A 16,985-nucleotide genomic window follows, 5' to 3' on the forward strand; every position below is an offset into this window, starting at 1 on the left:
AACGGCATCCGCCCACGTATTCGCTAGTTAGGCTCGTTCGTCGCCCTGGGCGACGTCAGCGTGAGCCGCGGAAATGCCGCCAGCGAACTCTGAAGATCACAACAAAGAGCCCGACTGGAATACCAGTCGGGCACTTTGCATTCGGCGGTTCCGGGGAGCTTATTCCATGCCGCCGGGAAGAACCGTGTCGATGGCCTCCCCCGAACGCAGGCGTCGCAGAATGTCCGGTTCGGCACGGTCCGTTGACAGGACTAAATCGACGATGGCGGCGGCATCCTCCGGAGAGAGAACAAGGACACCATTGTCGTCGGCCATCACTACGTCGCCGGGGTTTACCGTCACCCCGCCGCACAGCACAGGAACATTCACCGCACTGTTGGCATCGAGCTTGCGCTTAGCCGTCAGGACACTGGTTCCACGTGCGAACACCGGAAGCCCCGCGCTCCGGAGCTCCACGATGTCGGTCACCACACCATCCACCACGATCCCTGCGGCACCGGCGCACTGGGCTGCACACGCGGTGACAGCACCCACCGTTGCATGAGTGGTGTCATGCCCTGTTTCGATGACCAGAACGTCGCCAGGTTCCAGAAGCGCCAACGCCCGGTTCGTGGCGAAGGCATCCGCAGAGGCAACGCGAACAGTCACTGCCCGGCCAACAAGGTGAACGTTCCGGAGCATCGACCGGACGCCCGAGTCGAGGAAACCTTCCTCCAGGAAATGCCCGATGGTGGGAAAGCTAACGGACTGAAGCCGGCTAACCAGCTCCGCACCCAGGGCCTGGGTCAGACGAACTGTGCCGTTCATGAACTGCTTCCCTCCTTGACAACAGCTATGCACTGAATCTCGAAGGAGAAATCCCAAATCCCCACGCAGATCGACGTGAGTGCCGGTGCGCGGGAACCGAACACATCAGCATAGATACGGCGGTACTCCTCGTCCTGACTCTGGTCGGATATGTACACGGTCGCGTTGACCACGTGGTCAAGGCTGGAGCCCGCCCCCTCAAGAACGGTCTGTAGATTGGTCAGAACCTGGCGGACTTTCCCTTCAAAGTCCGCCGGTCGTCCGTCCGTCCCTGCGATAAGTGGAATCTGGCCTGTGGTGAAGACAAATCCCCCTGCAACCACTGCTTGGGAGAAAGGCCCCACCGAGGCCGCCATACCTGGAAATGTAGCCAGTCGATTCAGCATGCCTGCACCGCTTCCTGGGTAACGGAGACGAATTTCGGCCCGTTCGTAAGTGGGTCCTGGAGCGGTCCGTCCGCCACGAAAGCAATGCATTCGATTTCCAGCGCTATGTCCCAAATGCCAACGCAGCATGAAGTGCGGGCCGGCAACGTTGATCCGAAAGCCTCGGCGTACACTCCGTTGTATTCGGCCAACTGGTCCGGGTCCGTCAAATAGGTGGTGACCTTCGCGACGTGGGCAAGGTCAGAGCCCGCCTCAAGGAGGATGGCTTCCAGGTTGGTCAGGGTCTGGCGGACTTTTCCGGCGAAGTCCTCCGGCTGGTCCTGCATACTGCTTCGGGCCGGGATCTGGCCTGACGTGAAGACCATTCCGTTTGCAACGACGGCCTGGGAATAGGGTCCCAGTACCGGAGCCATTCCGGGTGCGTTGGCGATGCGGCGAATATGCGGTGGCTTTTGGACGTCCGCCACCGCCGCTATGCAATGGATTTCGATGCTGTAGTTGCTTTCGGACACCATAACGGTGGTTCTGGCAGGAAGGTTATCGCCGAATACGTCCGCGTAGATCTCGTTGTATTCGGCCAGCCGTGGATCCGTGAGGAACGTAGTTATCTTCAGTACGTGTTTCAGGCTGGACCCCGACTCTTCGAGAGTCGCGGAGAGGTTTGAGAGCGCCAGGCGAACGTCGTCGGCGAAATTCCGGTTGCCATCTTCCGGGACGGTGGGCAGCGGTACCTGTCCTGAGGTAAATACCAGGCCGTTGGCCACGACGGCCCGCGGGGATTGACTGGTCAGGGCATTGACGGGGTCCGCTGTGCCGATGCGCCTGATCATGCTCGAGCCAGTTCGTTGCGGTCGGCAGCCTCGGCAGGGGCCTCGTGGATTGCATCGATGTTGGAACGCAGCGTTTCGGTGAGCAGGAGCAGTGCCACGAGGGAAACGGCAGCCGAGCCGATCATGAACCATGCCACGGAGGAACCTTGGCCTGTGGCGTTCAGCAGCGCCGTTGTGGCGACCGGTGTAATGGCGCTTCCCAGGAGTCCGGCGAGCATGTAGGCGACGGAGAGGCCGGAGTATCGGACCCGCGAACCGAAGAGTTCGGCCAGGAAAGTAGCGATCGGGCCGTAGTTCGCACAAAATGCCGTCATCAGCAGGATGTATCCGAAGACCACACCGGCGAGGGAACGGGTGTCCATCAGCCAGAAGAGCGGGAATGAGACGACGATCTCGGCCACGATTCCGCCGACGATGATGGGCTTGCGGCCAAATTTGTCCGACAGTTTTCCGAAAACGGGGAGCATGACGATACCCACTGCGCACGCCGCCAGGACTGCAATCAGCATGTCATTGGTGGAAAAACCCAGCTTTGTCTTGCCGTAGGTCAGCCCGAACGCCACCAGAATATTGAAGGCGGTTCCGGTGGAAATTGTCGCCAGCGCGCCAAGAAGGACCTGCTTCCAGTACTTGCGCAGCAGTTCGGCCAGGGGCATTTTTGCTTTGGCTCCCGCGTCCTTGACGGCCTGGAATGAGGGAGTCTCTTCGAGGGTCAGCCGAATGTAGAGACCCACAGCAACCAGGATGACACTGGCGAGGAAAGGAATCCGCCAGCCCCATGCAAGCAAGGCTTCCTCGGGCATGATTCCGGCGATGATCAGGAACACGAGGTTGGCGATCAGCGTTCCGCCGGGGACACCGACCTGGACCAGGGACCCGTAGAACCCGCGCTTGTCCTTCGGAGAATGCTCCACCACCATCAGGACTGCGCCGCCCCACTCCCCGCCCAGGGCAAGTCCCTGAATGACTCGAAGGACGAGCAGAAGGATCGGTGCTGCGATGCCGATCGTTGCATAGTCCGGCAGGAGGCCGATGGCAAATGTCGCGGCACCCATCGTCAGCAGTGATGTGAGGAGCATCGATTTGCGCCCCATCCGGTCACCGAAGTGGCCGAAGAGTGCGGCGCCGGCCATTCGGGCGACATAGGCAGCAGCGAAGGTGCCAAAGGCCAGCATGGTTCCAACCAGTGCATCAAAGCTTGGGAAGAAGATCTTGTTAAAAACGAGGGCAGAAGCGGTAGCAAAGAGGAACAGGTCGTACCACTCAACGGTGGTTCCGATAACGCTGGCTACTGCGATCTTGCGCATCTTGTCTATTTTGGGACCGGACGTTGTTGCGGGCGGGGCAACGGATGATTGGGGCATGGCTCTTCTCCAACGTGAGAGGCGGCTGAGGTGAAATGTAACTGATCGGTGCACTCAACATTGGTGTGCGCGAGATCACAATTCAATAGATTTTTCCCCCCGGTTACACCCTCAAAATAGGGCATTTGCCCAAATTTTTAGGATGCGTGCCGCGGCAGAATCCCTCACAGCCTTCGGGCACATCCGCCCGCCTCAGTTATGCGGCCATTACCGACCGCCGGTGGCCATCCAGGAACCGGGCGGCTCCTCCGCCACTTCCATGTCCTCTTCCTCAGTCCCGCACGGCACAAACCCGCGGGACTGGTAGTTCGCCAGGGCCGCCGGACCGTCCAGGGTGCAGGTGTGGACCCAGACGCGGGACACCGGCGGGAGGTCGCAGCGTTGTGCCAACGACCATGCGGCCGTGATGACGTGTTCCAGCAGCCGGCCGCCGAGGCCCCGGCCGATCGCCTGCCCTGAAAGGCCGAAGTACCTGACCTCGACGTGCGTGCCATCCTCGGCGACTACGGGCTGAAGGTGGACATAGCCCCACGGCACGCCCTCACCATAAAGGACCCAGAATTCCATCCCCGGCACGGCGAGCTCCTCGGCCCACTGCTGCCGTGTCCACTCGAGCCGATCCGTCCAATGCCACGGCCCGCCCACCAGGCCATAGAGGAAACGGGCATACTCCGGAGTGACCCCGTCAGCCCGGTCCAACCGCGCCTCATCGGGCAACGGGCGCGCCGTCCAGGCTGGCGGCTGGAGCATCTGGAGCGTTGTGGTGGTGACCTTCATGGACAGCCCAAAAACCTTTCGATCAGGATCGTCGGTCAATCGTATTTGAGACCAGGGCACGCGGACGACGGCGGGACCTCCCGCCGTCGTCCGTCTTGCCCATGTGGCGCTTTCCTATGAGGTGCGGAGCCTGCCGAGGCAGTAGTTCTTGACGCAGTGCCGGACCGGCCGCGGCAGCCGTGGATACACCAGGGCGGACCACCGGGTGGTGCGCTCGAAAAGGCGGCTGTGGCGGTCGCTCCACGGCAGCCCGAAGCCGGCACGCAAGTGGTCCGGCAGCAGCCCGGCGGTGATGAACCGGATCAGCGGCATGCTCATCCGCAGCCAGAGCGGCCCGGCCGGCGGGTACAGGAGGTCGCGGCCGACGCCGGCGGTGACGGCGTCCAGCTCCAGTCTCAGCAGGGACGCGTCCCAGTACGTCCTGAAGGCTGCGCGGTCGGCCGGCCACAGGTCCGCCGGAAGTTGCAGGACGGTGCCGATTCTTGCGTAGTCGCGGTACATAAGGTCTGCCGTCTCGTCGTCCAGCGGGCCGTAGATTTTCTCGTAGACGGTGATGGCGGTGTCGTACAGGGTTGCCACCACCCATAATTGCGCCTGGGCATCGAACGCGCTGTACCCGTGGGAGCCGGCGTCGGGCTTGCGGCGGACCGCGGAGTGGGCCCGGTTGACGCTGCGGCGGACGGCCGCGACCTGGGCCTCTGTTCCGTAAACGACAGCGTAGACGTAGGTGACCGTAGCCCGGAAGCGGTCCAGGGGACGGGCCATAAAGTCACTGTGCTCGGCGACGCCATGGCCCACCGCGGGGTTCGCGATCTGCAGCAGGATGGCGCGGCCCGCCCCGGCGAGCAATACACCTTCAGCGCCGATGTCGGCCAGGTTCCGCACCATGGACCCACGATACCGGAGAAGGCAGCCGCTACTTCCTTCGCGACGCCGTTCGTCCGGATCAACGGGACCGCCACTATGCTGGGCAGACCATCAAAGGAGATGGCACGGCAGCGCAAGGGGGAACTGTTGGAATCAGATTCTGGCGGCAGGGAGTTTCCCCGCATCCGCCGTTCGCCCAGCGGGCGCATTCCGCAGTGGGCAATCGATGAGGCACTGAGCAAGCCGCCAGCGCCCGAGCCGTGGCGCGGTGCCCCCATCTCGCCAATCTCGGCCAAGAGGACCGTCCACGGCCGGAAAGTCCGCGGGCGCAAGTGGAGATCGCGCACCGCCACGGTCCTGGGCATCGCCCTCGTGGCGGGTCTCTATTTCACGCCGACGCTCTTCGAACGGTTTGTGCTGCCGGCAGCCATGCCCCACTTGCCGGGCGCCAAAGTGCCGCCACCAGGGTTTGAGGCCGCGTCAGCCCCGCTCGGCCTGCCGCCGGCCACGAGCGGATCCACCGCCTATGTCCTGCAGAAGTCCCCGGATCCGGGCCAGGCCTTTGTTGCCTACGACCCCTGCCGTCCGCTGCACTACGTGGTCCGGCCGGACAACGCTCCGCCAGGAACGGACGTACTTATCCAGGAGGCCGTGTCCGCGGTTTCCGCGGCCTCGGGACTGCAGTTCGTGTATGACGGAACCACGTCCGAGGCGCCATCCGAAGCCCGCGAAGCGTACCAGCCGGCGCGCTACGGCAAGCAGTGGGCGCCGATTCTCATTGCGTGGTCGTCACCGGCGGAAGCACCCAAGCTGGCAGGGAAGGTTGCAGGAACCGGTGGAAGCGCCTACGCCCATATTCCCGGCGAGCCTTATGTGTACGTCGCCGGCCAGGTGACCCTCGATGCGCCGGGCCTCGCGGAAACACTGGCCTGGCCGGAGGGACCTGCCCACATCCGCGCCATCATCATGCACGAGCTGGGGCACGTCCTGGGGCTGGACCACGTGGACGATCCCACGCAGCTGATGTATGCGGAAAACAGCGGTCAGTTCGACTTCGGCGATGGCGACCGCGCAGGGCTGGCGTTGCTGGGAACCGGGGAGTGCGTCCCGCGGCTGTAGCCCTGACATATCCACGTCGGTGCGGCTGCGCGCTTTGCGGGTCAGCGGACTTTGCCCGTCAGCGGACGACGGCGGGAGCTCCCGCCGTCGTCCGCTTTCTGTTTGGGCGTGGCCCAGGCAGCGTCCCGGCAGTTGACACCCGCCGGTGCGTGCGGTTGACTTTTGCATATGCTGAAATAACAGTTCCATGATGCGGAATAGCTTATCCGCATAGCCCTACACCGTGGATGCCAGCATCAAAACACGAGGATCTGTTTTTATGCACCTTGAACAGTTCAACACGGCCGGCCGCCCGGAGGCTGCCGATTTCCTGCGCCCCTGCCTGGACATCCAACGCTGGATCGACGAGCTCGCCGACGCGCGGCCCTATTCCAGCCTCGACGCGCTCCTTGCTGCGGGCCGCGGCGCAGCAAACCCCTTCACGCCGGCGGAGATCAAAGCGGCCCTCGCCCACCATCCGCGGATCGGCGAGCGGGCGCAGGGCGACAGCGCGGAAGCGAAGCTGTCCCAGTCGGAACAGGCCGGACTGGGCGTGGCCGACGCTGCCGTCGCCAAGGCCTTGGCGGAAGGCAACCGGACCTACGAGGAAAAGTTCGGGCAGGTGTTCCTGATCCGCGCCGCCGGCCGCAGCCGCGAGGAGATCCTGGCCGCCCTCAACACCAGGCTCACCCACACCCCCGAAGCGGAACAAACAATCATTGGCCAGCAGTTGCGGGAAATCGCACTGCTCCGACTCGAAGGACTGATGGGCAGATGAGCACCTCCCACGTCACCACGCACGTACTCGATACCGGCTCCGGAAAACCGGCGGCCGAGATCCCGGTAACCCTCCAGGCGCTCGACGGCGAGCGCTGGGTCCGGATCGCAGCGGGCACCACCGACGCGGACGGGCGCATCAAAGAGCTGGGACCGGAGCGGCTGCCCTCGGGGACCTACCGCCTGGCGTTCGACACGGGCAAGTACTTCGCCGCCACCGGCACCGAAACGTTCTTCCCGGAGGTGACCCTCACGTTTGGCGTGCTGGAATCGGAAGCCCACTACCATGTGCCGCTCCTGCTCAGCCCGTTCGCGTATTCCACGTACCGGGGCAGCTGAGCCCGCCGGCCCCCGCCGGAAAACTGAGGCGACAGGAAGGGTCCGCGGCGTCGCCGCGGGCCCTTTCGCGCGCCCATCATCCGGCCCCGCCGGCAGGATCCCCGCTGGCCGCAACCACTCCGCCAGCCGGAACGCCAACGGCGGTCACAATCGGTGATTTGGCCCGGGTGGGCCATGACGGAACAAATTCCTTGATCCCAAATTGGGATCCCAAAGATCGTGATCCACAGTTCATAGCCCGGCCGTAACGCTGTGGCATTGCCTCAGGATGGCGGGGGCACCGCTGCTGGACCCGCGCTGGGGCAGGCTCCTCACGTCCGCCTGAAAGCAACGCGGGGTCAGATAGGGCCGATTCCAGGCGGCTTATGGGGCCGTATCCGACCCCGCGTTGCTTGTGGCTCCGTTAGCAGCCAAATGTGACCGTCCGCTCGCCTTGACGCGCGGATTGTCGCTTGGATAATCTCGAGATGCAATAAAGTTTTCTCACAGAATGAAAACTTGAGCCAACTATTCAACGATGAAAAGAGGCTGGACGTGGCTGCAGGAGAAGAGACCTCCCATATCCTCAGCGGGTTGACAAACCAGCTGCCTGATCGTGATCCGGAAGAGACCGCCGAATGGGCTGAGTCCCTGGATGCACTGATCAGGGAACAGGGCACGGAGCGTGCCCAATACATCATGCGGAGCCTGCTCCAAAGGGCGGGCGCGCAGAGCGTCGGCGTGCCGATGGTGACCACCACGGACTATGTGAACACCATCCCGGTGGACCAGGAAACTACGTTCCCCGGCAACGAAGAGTTCGAGCGCCGGTACCGGGCGTACATGCGCTGGAACGCCGCGATTATGGTGCACCGGGCACAGCGGCCGAACATCGGGGTGGGTGGGCACATTTCCACCTACGCCGGGGCCGCCACCCTGTACGAGGTGGGCTTCAACCACTTCTTCCGCGGCAAGGACCACCCCGGCGGCGGTGACCAGGTCTTCTTCCAGGGCCACGCCTCCCCCGGCATGTACGCCCGCGCGTTCATGGAAGGCCGGCTCGCCGAGGAGGATCTGGACGGATTCCGGCAGGAAAAGTCCAAGGAAGGCCACGCGCTCTCCTCCTACCCGCACCCGCGCCTGATGCCGGAGTTCTGGGAATTCCCCACGGTCTCGATGGGCATCGGTCCCATGAACGCGATCTACCAGGCCCAGTCCAACCGGTACCTGCACAACCGCGGCCTCAAGGACACCTCGGACCAGCAGGTCTGGGCGTTCCTGGGCGACGGCGAAATGGACGAGCCCGAGTCCCGCGGCCTGCTCCAGCTCGCCGCGAACGAGAACCTCGACAACCTCAACTTCGTGATCAACTGCAACCTCCAGCGCCTGGACGGTCCCGTCCGCGGCAACGGCAAGATCATGCAGGAACTCGAAGCGTTCTTCCGCGGCGCGGGCTGGAACGTCATCAAGGTCGTCTGGGGCCGGGAGTGGGATGACCTGCTCACCAAGGACGCCGACGGCTCGCTCGTGAAGATCATGAACGAGACTCCGGACGGTGACTACCAGACCTACAAGGCGGAATCCGGCGGGTTCGTCCGCGAGCACTTCTTCGGCAAGACCCCGCAGACCAAGGACATGGTCGCGGACCTTTCCGATGACGAGATCTGGAACCTCAAGCGCGGCGGCCACGACTACCGCAAGGTCTACGCCGCCTATAAGGCTGCCACCGAATTCAAGGGCAAGCCCACCGTGATCCTGGCCAAAACGGTCAAGGGCTACGGACTCGGACCCCACTTCGAGGGCCGCAACGCGACCCACCAGATGAAAAAGCTCACCCTCGATGACCTGAAGAAGTTCCGCGACCACCTCCGGATCCCCATCACGGACGAACAGCTCGACGCGGACCTCTACCGGCCCCCGTACTACCACCCCGGCACCGACTCCCCCGAGATTCAGTACATGATGGAGCGCCGCCGCGCCCTAGGCGGCTTCGTCCCCGAACGCCGGCCTGACCACACGCCGGTGGAGCTGCCGGACGCCAAGACCTACGAGGTTGCCAAGCGCGGTTCCGGGAAGCAGCAGGCTGCCACCACCATGACCTTCGTGCGCCTGCTCAAGGACCTGCTCAGGGATAAGAAGTTCGGAAACCGCATTGTCCCCATCGTTCCGGATGAGTCCCGGACCTTCGGCATGGACGCGTTCTTCCCCACGGCCAAGATCTACAATCCGGGCGGCCAGGCCTATCTCTCCGTGGACCGGGACCTGGTCCTGGCGTACAAGGAATCGGCCCAGGGCCAGCTGATCCACCCCGGCATCAACGAAGCAGGGGCGGTCGCGGCGTTCACCGCCGCGGGAACTTCCTACGCCACCCACGGCGTACCGCTGATCCCGGTCTACGTGTTCTACTCCATGTTCGGGTTCCAGCGCACCGGCGACGCCTTCTGGGCCGCCGGTGACCAGATGGCCCGCGGCTTCATCATCGGCGCCACTGCCGGCCGGACCACCCTGACCGGTGAAGGCCTGCAGCACGCCGACGGCCACTCCCCGATCCTCGCCTCCACCAACCCGGCCGTCCTCACCTACGACCCGGCCTACGGGTACGAGATGGGCCACATCATCCGGGACGGCATCGAGCGCATGTACGGACCGGCCGCCAGCGGCGATGGAACCGGACCTGCATCCGATAAGAACCTGATGTACTACATAACGGTGTACAACGAGCCCATCTCCCAGCCGGCCGAACCTGAGAACCTCGACGTCAACGGAGTGCTGAAAGGCATCTACCGGGTGTCGGCGTCGGGCCTTGAAGGACCCAAGAGCCAGATCCTGGCCTCCGGCGTCTCCGTCCCCTGGGCTCTCGATGCCCAGCGGATCCTCGCCGAGGACTGGGGCGTCTCCGCCGACGTCTGGTCCGTGACGTCCTGGAACGAACTGCGCCGCGACGGGCTCGCGGCAGAGGAAGAGGCGTTCCTGAACCCGGGCCTGCCCGCCCGCGTACCGTTCGTTGCGCAGCAGCTCGCGGATGCGCGGGGGCCGGTGGTGGCGGTGACCGACTACATGAAGGCCGTCCCGGACCAGATCCGCCAGTTCCTCCCGCACCAGTTCGCTTCGCTCGGGGCAGACGGCTTCGGCTTCTCCGATACCCGTGCAGCTGCCCGCCGCTTCTTCAAGAACGACACCCACTCGATCGTTGTGAAGACCCTGCAGCTGCTGGCTTCGCGCGGTGAGGTGGACGGCGGCGCGCCCGCCTACGCGATGGACCGCTACAAGCTCCTGGACGTCAACGCCGGGACCACCGGCGGCACCGGAGGCGACGCCTGACCCCCCTCATCCAGACAACAGTTGACGGCAGTGTTCCTGTGGAACACTGCCGTCAACTGTCATGTGGCTGGATAGGCTGGGGCGATGGTTGACCTGGACAAACAACGCACGACGGCGGTGCTGCTCGCCGCCGGCGCCGGAACGCGGCTGGGGCTCGGCCCCAAGGCTTTGCTCCGGTTCCAGGGCCGCACGCTGGTTGAAGTGCTGGCCGACGTGCTGCTCGAAGGCGGCTGCCGGGAGGTGGTGACGGTGCTCGGAGCGGAAGCGGCAACGGTCCGCGCCGCCACCGATCTCAGCCGGCACCGGGCCATCGACAACCCGGACTGGGCCAGCGGAATGGGAAGTTCGTTCCGGGCGGGAGTTGCCGCCGCAGCCCCGGAGGACCATGTGCTCATCGCGCTCGTGGACCAGCCAGGCCTGGCCACCGAGACCGTTGCCCGTTTGCTGGCCTCCCACCGGCCCGGCCGCGTGACGGCCGCCGCCTACCGTGGCACGGACGGAAAGCTCCAGCGGGGACACCCGCTGCTCCTGGATTCCAGCCTGCGTGCTCAAGCCGCGGAAACGGCAACGGGCGATGCCGGGGCACGCTTCTTCCTCCAGGAGCACGCGGGGCTGATCGACCTCGTGGACTGCAGCGACCTCTCCGCCGGCGAAGACCTCGACACCCCCGAGCAGCTGCACCTCCTCGACTGAGGACCAGCCATGGATCGGTGGATCAAGGCTTAGTAATCCACCTGCCGCTTGAGTTTGTTGCCGAGCCACAGCATCGCCAGGCTCACTACCAGGAAGCCGACGGAAATGGCGAGGGCAAACACCAGCACCCCGCCCCAGCCACCTGCCCGCGCGGGGTCGACGAACCAGTACGGGTACCAGTTCACCAACGCCCCGCGGACCAGGCTGTAGACCAGGTAGCCGACGGGGTAGAGCAGCCAGTACCAGATGTGCTTGACCGTGAGCGTGGCCCGCGGCGGTTGGAAGAGCCAGTCCACCACCATGACCACCGGGATCAGGTAGTGCACCACGAAGTTGACCCACGGCAGCAGCGAGCCGAGGTCTTCCCCGGCGAGCAGCGCACCGAACACGAGTCCCACCACGGCCATGGCGATGGTTGCCGTGCCGCGCGTGACGTCGTCGATTTCGCTGGGGCGTTTGCGGATCAGCACCCTGTAGCCGCTGATGAGAAGCACCAACGCGGCGAAGATGTTGGACAAATTTGTGAAGTAGCTGAAGAAGTTCCAGACGTCGTAGCCCATGCCCAAATGAACTGTCAGCTGTGTTCCCACCGCCACCAACGTCAAAAGGCCAAAGAAAAAGCGTCCCCCGATAAGCACAGTTCTCTTGGTCATAGGCCCAATCCTTGCCGAATCCCCAGCTCAGACGCGGTTCGACACTCCAAAGTTGAATGGGCGGGGTCAATTCCAGACGCCAGGAAACCCCGCCCCTGATCAGGGGCGGGGTTCCGGGCGTTGGGTCTATGGTCAGCCGGGGATCCGGGGGCGGAAGTTACTGTCCGCCACCTGCGTCGGACGAGCTGTCAGGGGCGGCAGCGGCGTGGGTGGGCCGCCTCATGTGGAACTCGCGGATCTCTTCCGGGTTCGGTCCGCCGCGGAACTTGGGCGACGGCTCCTGTCCGCCGCTGATCCGCTCAAGCTCCTGGTCTTCGAACTCTTCCTCGACGCCAAGCATGATGGCGGAATCGTGGTTGGTGATCTCGCCGTTGAACGCCCTGACCATAACGCTCCGGTCGAACTGTCCCTCCCACTTGGAGACGACGAACGTGGCGACGCAGTTGCCCAGGAGGTTCACCACCACCCGCATGGAGTCCATGAGGCGGTCGGCACCGAGCAGCAGGGCCACGCCGGCGACGGGGAAGATCCCTAGTGCTGCGGCGGTGGCGGAGAGAGCCAGGAACGATGAACCGGGTACGCCGGCCATGCCCTTGGAGGTCAGCAGCAGGACGCCGAGCGCGGCCAGCTGCTGGCCGAGGTCCAGGTTGTGGCCGAAGGCCTGCGCCAGGAAGAGCAGGGAGATCGAAAGGTAGATTGCGGCGCCGTCGAGGTTGAACGAATAGCCGGTGGGCACCACCAGGCCGGTGGTGGCGCGGGAGCAGCCGGCGTTGGTCAGCTTGGTCATGATGCGCGGCATCACAGCCTCGGTGGAGGCGGTGCCGAGCGCCAGCAGGAATTCCTCGCGGGTGTACTTCAGGAAGTGCCACAGCGGGACGCGGGCAAAGCCCCAGGCCACGAGGAACAGCAGGCCGATGAAGACGATGGCCGCGCCGTAGCAGGCGGCAATGAGCAACGCATAGGTGCTGAGCGTGTCCAGCCCGTACTGGCCGATGATGAATGCCATGGCACCGAAAGCACCGATCGGGGCAACCTTCATGATCCAGGACATGATCTTGAAGATGAGCTCCAGGACGGTCTCCATGAGGCTGACGACAGGCATGCAGCGCTCGCGTCCGATAACGACGATGGCTGCTCCGAAGAAGACCGAGAAGAACAGGACCTGCAGGAGGCTGTTGCTCGCGAAGGCGCCGATGACGCTGGTGGGGATGACGTCCAGGATGAAGTGGGCGGCGTCCTTGGGCACGGCATTGCCGGTCTTGGCGGTCAGCGCTTCCTGGGAGAGGGTGTTGGGATCAATGTTCAGCCCGGCACCGGGCTGGACGATGTTGCCTACGATCAGGCCGAAGACCAGCGCGAAGAGCGTGGCCGCGGTGAAGTAGAGAAGGGCTTTGACTCCGACCCTTCCGACCGCCTTGACGTCGCCTACGGCCGAGATGCCGGTGACGATCACCAGGAAAATCAGCGGCGCGATGATCATTTTAATGAGCTGGATGAATCCATCACCGAGCGGCCTCAGCTGCGAGCCAAGGTTCGGCCAGAAATGTCCGATAAGAACACCTGCCACGACGGCGATCAGAATTTGGAAGAAGAGCGACCTATACAGGGGCTTCTTCTTCTGCGGGGCCGAACTCGCCTTCAGCGCCGCGGAATCTGGGATCTTCATTGATCTGTACCTATCAATCGGGAACAGCCCCGGAGATCGGGGTCTGTTTCAAACGTAACCCCGATCACACGATTCCGCAAGGGGAAATTGTATTTTCACAATGTGGAAACATGTGAAATTTCTGGGCGATGAAAAATCCGCCACCGAAATGGACGCCCGCCCGGCGAAACACCGGTGCGGACGTCCGCTTCCGCAGCGGAAAGGCGTGGATTATTCTTTGTCAGCCGCGGCCGATGAACGGCATGCCGGCGGCCGTGATCACCACGGAGCCCACGCTGGCCGACGGCGGCATGCCGGCCATCAGGAGCACGGCTCGCGCGGCGTCCTGCACCGGGAAAGTGGGCTCCACCCTGCGGCTGCCGTCAGCCTGCAGGGCGCCGGAGTCCACGCCGATGGTGGACATGATGTCCGTGGCCGTGTTGCCGATGTCGATCTGGCCGCAGGTGATGCCGAAGCCCCTGCCGTCCAGCTCGATGCTTTTGGTCAGGCCCGTCATGGCGTGCTTGGTGACCGTGTAGGCCACCGTCCGCGGCCGCGGCGAATGCGCTGAAATGGACCCGTTGTTGATGATCCGGCCGCCCTGCGGCTCCTGGGATTTCATGGCCCGGACGGCCGCGGCGGCGCACAGCATCGAGCCGGTCAGGTTCACCGCCACCACCGCGTCCCAGTCGGCCACGCTGATTTCATCCACCGACGCGGCCGGGCCGAACACTCCGGCGTTGTTGAACAGGAGGTCAACCCTCCCCCACTTCCCGAGTGCCGCGGCGAAAAGGCGCTCGACGTCGTCGGGCACTGTTACGTCGCAGGGCACCGTCAGCGCCTGGCGGTGGCCGGCCGCCGACTCCAGCAGCGGAGCCTCACGGCGGCCGGCCAACACCACGCGGTACCCGTCGGCCAGCAGGAGCCGCGCCACCGCCCTGCCAATCCCGGAGCCTGCACCGGTAACGACGGCGACCGGTGCCGGCCGGTGGGGATGTGCGGGCCGGTGGGTTGCAGCCATGGGTCGCTCCTTGGGTTGATGGCCGGGCTGTTGATCGCCGGCTTAGGGCGCAGCGGGCACGTCCGCTGCCGTTATTGGCCAGCCTATGACGGTCTTGGGCCGCGGGGTGGCGTAGGTCCGGACCTTTGAGGTGCTCAGCCGCAGCCGGACCAGCGATTCAGCGATGGTGACCGCAGCCGCCACACCGTCCACCACGGGGACCCCGGCACGCTTCCGGATTTCCTCGTCCAGGCCGGCCATGCCGCCGCAGCCCAAGACAATGACTTCCGCCTTGTCCTCACGGACAGCCAGCAGCGCCTGTTCGATGATGGCTTCCACAGCGCGCTCCGGCTCCTCCTCCAGCTCCAGGACGGCCATGCCGCTGGCCCGGACCGAGGCGCACCGGGCGTCGAGGCCGGCCAGCTTCAGCCGGTCCTCGATCAGCGGCACGGCCCGGTCCAGGGTGGTGATCACGGAGTACTTGTGGCCCAGGAACATCGCGGTGCTCGCGGCCGCCTCGGTGATGTCCACCACCGGAACGTCAAGGAGCTCCTGGAGCCCTTCGCGGCCGTGCTCGCCGTAGCCGGCCTGGATGACGGCGTCGAACGGCTCCGGGTAGTTGACGACGGCGTCCATCACCGCGATCGCTGCGAGGTAACTCTCAAAGTTTCCCTCGCAGGAGTCTGCGCCGAAGCGCGGAGTAATTCCCACAATCTCCGTGTCCGGCAGCGCGGCCTGTTTTGCCTGCGCGGCGATGGAATCGGTCATGGACTGTGTGGTGTTGACGTTGGCCACAAGGATGCGCATGGTGCTTTTCCTCTTTCGGGACAGGTTGGTTGGCCGGCGCGGGGGTTGGCCGGCGCGGGTGTCAGTGGGTGCTGGCGACGGCGATCGACTCGCCGTCGACGTCGTCGAGCCGCTGCCTGCGGTCCGAGATGACGTAGTAGACCACCGCGGCGATGCCGGCCGCGACGAACCACGCGAACGGGGCGGCCGCTTCCAGTGCCGGAACAAAGGCGATCAGGAGTGCAATGGCGGCAGCAGGCACCATGGCAATGATGGCCCGGGGGTTGTAACCCTTTTTGTAGTAGTAGGCACCTGCCGGGTCCTCGGAGTAGAGCTCAAGGACGTTGACCTTGCCGCGGCGCAGCAGCCAGTAATCGGCCATGACAACGCCGAACAGCGGGCCGAGCAGGGCTCCGAGTCCGCCCAGGAAGTACACGATGACGAGCGGGTTGTTGTACAGGTTCCACGGCAGGATGATGAGGCCGATGGCGCCGCTGACCCAGGCCGCCTTGCGGAAGTTCAGGTGCTTCGGGAAGAGGTTGGTCAGGGCATAGACAGGTGCCACAAAGTTGGCCATCAGGTTCACGGCGATGGTCAGGATCAGCAGGGCAAGGCAGGCCAGGACAAGGAACAGCGTATTCGGGATGGTCTGGACGATGTCCGACGGGCTCTGGATGACAGTGCCATTGATCTTGAACTGTCCACCGGCCATCACCACAACGATCGCGCCGAAGAGGAGCATGTTGATGGGGATGCCCCAGAAGTTGCCGCGAACCACGGCCTGCTTGGAGACGGCGGACCGGGTGAAGTCGCAGAAGTTCAGGACGAACGTTCCGTAGATGGCCACCCACAGGGCTCCGCCGGCGAAGATGGTGCGCCACATGTCGCCGCCTTCGAGGGCGTTGTCCCCGGCCCAGGCGATGGAGCCGCCGGCCTCGACGAAGATCCAGACGGCGATGGCCGCCATGGTGACCAGGATGATGGGGCCGGCGAAGGCCTCGTACTTGCGGATCATCTCCATGCCGAAGCTGACGATGATCAGCTGGACAATCCACAGGAATACGAACGAAGCCCAGCCCAGCGTGGACAGGCCGAGAATGGAGTTGGCATCGAGCTCCTGCAGCGAAGGAACCATGGCCACGAGCATGACCCTGAGCACCACGGACGCGAGGTACGTCTGGATGCCGAACCAGGCCACGGCCACTGCCCCGCGCAGGAGGCTGGCAATCTGGGCGCCCCTGATGCCGAAGCTGATCCGGCTCATGACCGGGAACGGGACACCGGTCTTTACCCCCATAAAGCCGGACAAGCTGAGAAGTGCAAACAGCAGGACGGCGCCGACCCCCAGGGCGAGCAGGATCTGCCAGCCGCCCAGCCCGAGGGCGAAGAGCCCGATGGCAAAGGCGTAGTTGCCAAGGCTGTGGACGTCGTTGGCCCACAGAGTGAAAATGCTGTAGCCGGTCCAGCGGCGGCCTTCCCGCTTCGTCGGGGCAAGGTCGATGTTGTAGAGGGTGGGGCTGATGGTTCTGCCGGAGGCGGCGCTGGCTATGTCGCAAAGCGTGTCGACACCCACGGAGGGGTGGGCTGCTTTGTCCAGGTCAACTGCTGCCTCGGGTGCCGGTTCAACGCCGGTCAACGGGGTTGTCTGCATCGTGATCTCACT

The 16,985-nt window shown here is 64.4% G+C and carries 16 protein-coding genes; 5 read left to right on the top strand and 11 right to left on the bottom strand.

The window, feature by feature from the left end:
• Positions 1–159: 159 nt before the first annotated feature.
• From NIBR502772_RS21075 to NIBR502772_RS21105, 6 genes are all read right to left on the bottom strand, one after another.
• Positions 160–807: an RraA family protein gene (locus tag NIBR502772_RS21075; protein WP_141141665.1), complete on the bottom strand. Its 648-nt coding sequence runs from the start codon at positions 805–807 to the stop codon at positions 160–162.
• Positions 804–1,193, bottom strand: coding sequence for a RidA family protein (locus NIBR502772_RS21080; protein WP_141141666.1), 390 nt, complete (start codon positions 1,191–1,193; stop codon positions 804–806). The genes NIBR502772_RS21075 and NIBR502772_RS21080 overlap by 4 nt, the downstream gene beginning before the upstream one ends.
• Positions 1,187–2,023 (bottom strand): RidA family protein, encoded by an 837-nt coding sequence (locus tag NIBR502772_RS22910; protein ID WP_246848620.1) that lies wholly within the window; start codon positions 2,021–2,023, stop codon positions 1,187–1,189. The genes NIBR502772_RS21080 and NIBR502772_RS22910 overlap by 7 nt, the downstream gene beginning before the upstream one ends.
• A complete protein-coding gene (locus tag NIBR502772_RS21095) occupies positions 2,020–3,387 on the bottom strand; it encodes an MFS transporter (RefSeq protein ID WP_246848621.1) in 1,368 nt (455 codons plus the stop codon). Before NIBR502772_RS21095 ends, NIBR502772_RS22910 begins: the two co-directional genes overlap by 4 nt.
• Before the next feature lie 207 nt (positions 3,388–3,594).
• The gene (locus NIBR502772_RS21100) at positions 3,595–4,164 is read right to left on the bottom strand and encodes a GNAT family N-acetyltransferase (RefSeq protein ID WP_141141667.1); all 570 of its coding nucleotides are present in this window, start codon (positions 4,162–4,164) and stop codon (positions 3,595–3,597) included.
• Between the two features lie 114 nt (positions 4,165–4,278).
• Positions 4,279–5,052, bottom strand: a complete 774-nt coding sequence (locus NIBR502772_RS21105) for an oxygenase MpaB family protein (RefSeq protein ID WP_141141668.1) — start codon at positions 5,050–5,052, stop codon at positions 4,279–4,281.
• A 126-nt stretch (positions 5,053–5,178) separates the two neighbouring features.
• Between NIBR502772_RS21105 and NIBR502772_RS21110 the strand changes: the two genes are divergently transcribed.
• The 5 genes from NIBR502772_RS21110 (at position 5,179) to nboR (ending at position 11,238) form a co-directional block, all read left to right on the top strand.
• Positions 5,179–6,150 carry a matrixin family metalloprotease gene (locus NIBR502772_RS21110; RefSeq protein ID WP_246848622.1) on the top strand — a complete coding sequence of 324 codons (972 nt, stop codon included), beginning with the start codon at positions 5,179–5,181 and terminating at the stop codon, positions 6,148–6,150.
• A 259-nt stretch (positions 6,151–6,409) separates the two neighbouring features.
• Positions 6,410–6,907, top strand: a complete 498-nt coding sequence (uraD, locus tag NIBR502772_RS21115) for a 2-oxo-4-hydroxy-4-carboxy-5-ureidoimidazoline decarboxylase (RefSeq protein WP_141141670.1) — start codon at positions 6,410–6,412, stop codon at positions 6,905–6,907.
• Entirely contained in the window at positions 6,904–7,245 is a 342-nt protein-coding gene (gene uraH, locus NIBR502772_RS21120; protein ID WP_141141671.1) for a hydroxyisourate hydrolase, read from the top strand. Before uraD ends, uraH begins: the two co-directional genes overlap by 4 nt.
• A gap of 534 nt (positions 7,246–7,779) precedes the next feature.
• Positions 7,780–10,545, top strand: a complete 2,766-nt coding sequence (gene aceE / locus NIBR502772_RS21130; protein ID WP_141142207.1) for a pyruvate dehydrogenase (acetyl-transferring), homodimeric type — start codon at positions 7,780–7,782, stop codon at positions 10,543–10,545.
• A gap of 84 nt (positions 10,546–10,629) precedes the next feature.
• On the top strand, positions 10,630–11,238 hold the full coding sequence (nboR, locus tag NIBR502772_RS21135; RefSeq protein ID WP_141141672.1) for a nicotine blue oxidoreductase: 609 nt from the start codon (positions 10,630–10,632) through the stop codon (positions 11,236–11,238).
• Positions 11,239–11,267: 29 nt separating this feature from the next.
• On the opposite strand, the gene NIBR502772_RS21140 is transcribed toward nboR, so the two are convergent.
• From NIBR502772_RS21140 to NIBR502772_RS21160, 5 genes are all read right to left on the bottom strand, one after another.
• The gene (locus NIBR502772_RS21140) at positions 11,268–11,891 is read right to left on the bottom strand and encodes a Pr6Pr family membrane protein (RefSeq protein WP_141141673.1); all 624 of its coding nucleotides are present in this window, start codon (positions 11,889–11,891) and stop codon (positions 11,268–11,270) included.
• Between the two features lie 157 nt (positions 11,892–12,048).
• Entirely contained in the window at positions 12,049–13,557 is a 1,509-nt protein-coding gene (locus NIBR502772_RS21145; protein WP_141141674.1) for a cation:dicarboxylate symporter family transporter, read from the bottom strand.
• Between the two features lie 220 nt (positions 13,558–13,777).
• Positions 13,778–14,557: an SDR family oxidoreductase gene (locus NIBR502772_RS21150; RefSeq protein ID WP_141141675.1), complete on the bottom strand. Its 780-nt coding sequence runs from the start codon at positions 14,555–14,557 to the stop codon at positions 13,778–13,780.
• A 42-nt stretch (positions 14,558–14,599) separates the two neighbouring features.
• Positions 14,600–15,343, bottom strand: coding sequence for an aspartate/glutamate racemase family protein (locus NIBR502772_RS21155; RefSeq protein WP_141141676.1), 744 nt, complete (start codon positions 15,341–15,343; stop codon positions 14,600–14,602).
• 61 nt (positions 15,344–15,404) lie between these two features.
• Complete coding sequence (locus NIBR502772_RS21160) at positions 15,405–16,973, bottom strand: NCS1 family nucleobase:cation symporter-1 (RefSeq protein ID WP_141141677.1); 1,569 nt, start codon at positions 16,971–16,973, stop codon at positions 15,405–15,407.
• Positions 16,974–16,985 lie beyond the last annotated feature (12 nt).

This window comes from Pseudarthrobacter sp. NIBRBAC000502772 (assembly GCF_006517235.1).
Taxonomy (GTDB): domain Bacteria; phylum Actinomycetota; class Actinomycetes; order Actinomycetales; family Micrococcaceae; genus Arthrobacter.

Excerpts from the sequence above, each read along its gene's own strand:
- NIBR502772_RS21075 (WP_141141665.1), bottom strand. The coding sequence starts at position 807 with ATGAACGGCACAGTTCGTCTGACCCAGGCCCTGGGTGCGGAGCTGGTT.
- NIBR502772_RS21080 (WP_141141666.1), bottom strand. The coding sequence starts at position 1,193 with ATGCTGAATCGACTGGCTACATTTCCAGGTATGGCGGCCTCGGTGGGG.
- NIBR502772_RS22910 (WP_246848620.1), bottom strand. The coding sequence starts at position 2,023 with ATGATCAGGCGCATCGGCACAGCGGACCCCGTCAATGCCCTGACCAGT.
- NIBR502772_RS21095 (WP_246848621.1), bottom strand. The coding sequence starts at position 3,387 with ATGCCCCAATCATCCGTTGCCCCGCCCGCAACAACGTCCGGTCCCAAA.
- NIBR502772_RS21100 (WP_141141667.1), bottom strand. The coding sequence starts at position 4,164 with ATGAAGGTCACCACCACAACGCTCCAGATGCTCCAGCCGCCAGCCTGG.
- NIBR502772_RS21105 (WP_141141668.1), bottom strand. The coding sequence starts at position 5,052 with ATGGTGCGGAACCTGGCCGACATCGGCGCTGAAGGTGTATTGCTCGCC.
- uraD (WP_141141670.1), top strand. The coding sequence starts at position 6,410 with ATGCACCTTGAACAGTTCAACACGGCCGGCCGCCCGGAGGCTGCCGAT.
- uraH (WP_141141671.1), top strand. The coding sequence starts at position 6,904 with ATGAGCACCTCCCACGTCACCACGCACGTACTCGATACCGGCTCCGGA.
- nboR (WP_141141672.1), top strand. The coding sequence starts at position 10,630 with ATGGTTGACCTGGACAAACAACGCACGACGGCGGTGCTGCTCGCCGCC.
- NIBR502772_RS21140 (WP_141141673.1), bottom strand. The coding sequence starts at position 11,891 with ATGACCAAGAGAACTGTGCTTATCGGGGGACGCTTTTTCTTTGGCCTT.
- NIBR502772_RS21145 (WP_141141674.1), bottom strand. The coding sequence starts at position 13,557 with ATGAAGATCCCAGATTCCGCGGCGCTGAAGGCGAGTTCGGCCCCGCAG.
- NIBR502772_RS21150 (WP_141141675.1), bottom strand. The coding sequence starts at position 14,557 with ATGGCTGCAACCCACCGGCCCGCACATCCCCACCGGCCGGCACCGGTC.
- NIBR502772_RS21155 (WP_141141676.1), bottom strand. The coding sequence starts at position 15,343 with ATGCGCATCCTTGTGGCCAACGTCAACACCACACAGTCCATGACCGAT.
- NIBR502772_RS21160 (WP_141141677.1), bottom strand. The coding sequence starts at position 16,973 with ATGCAGACAACCCCGTTGACCGGCGTTGAACCGGCACCCGAGGCAGCA.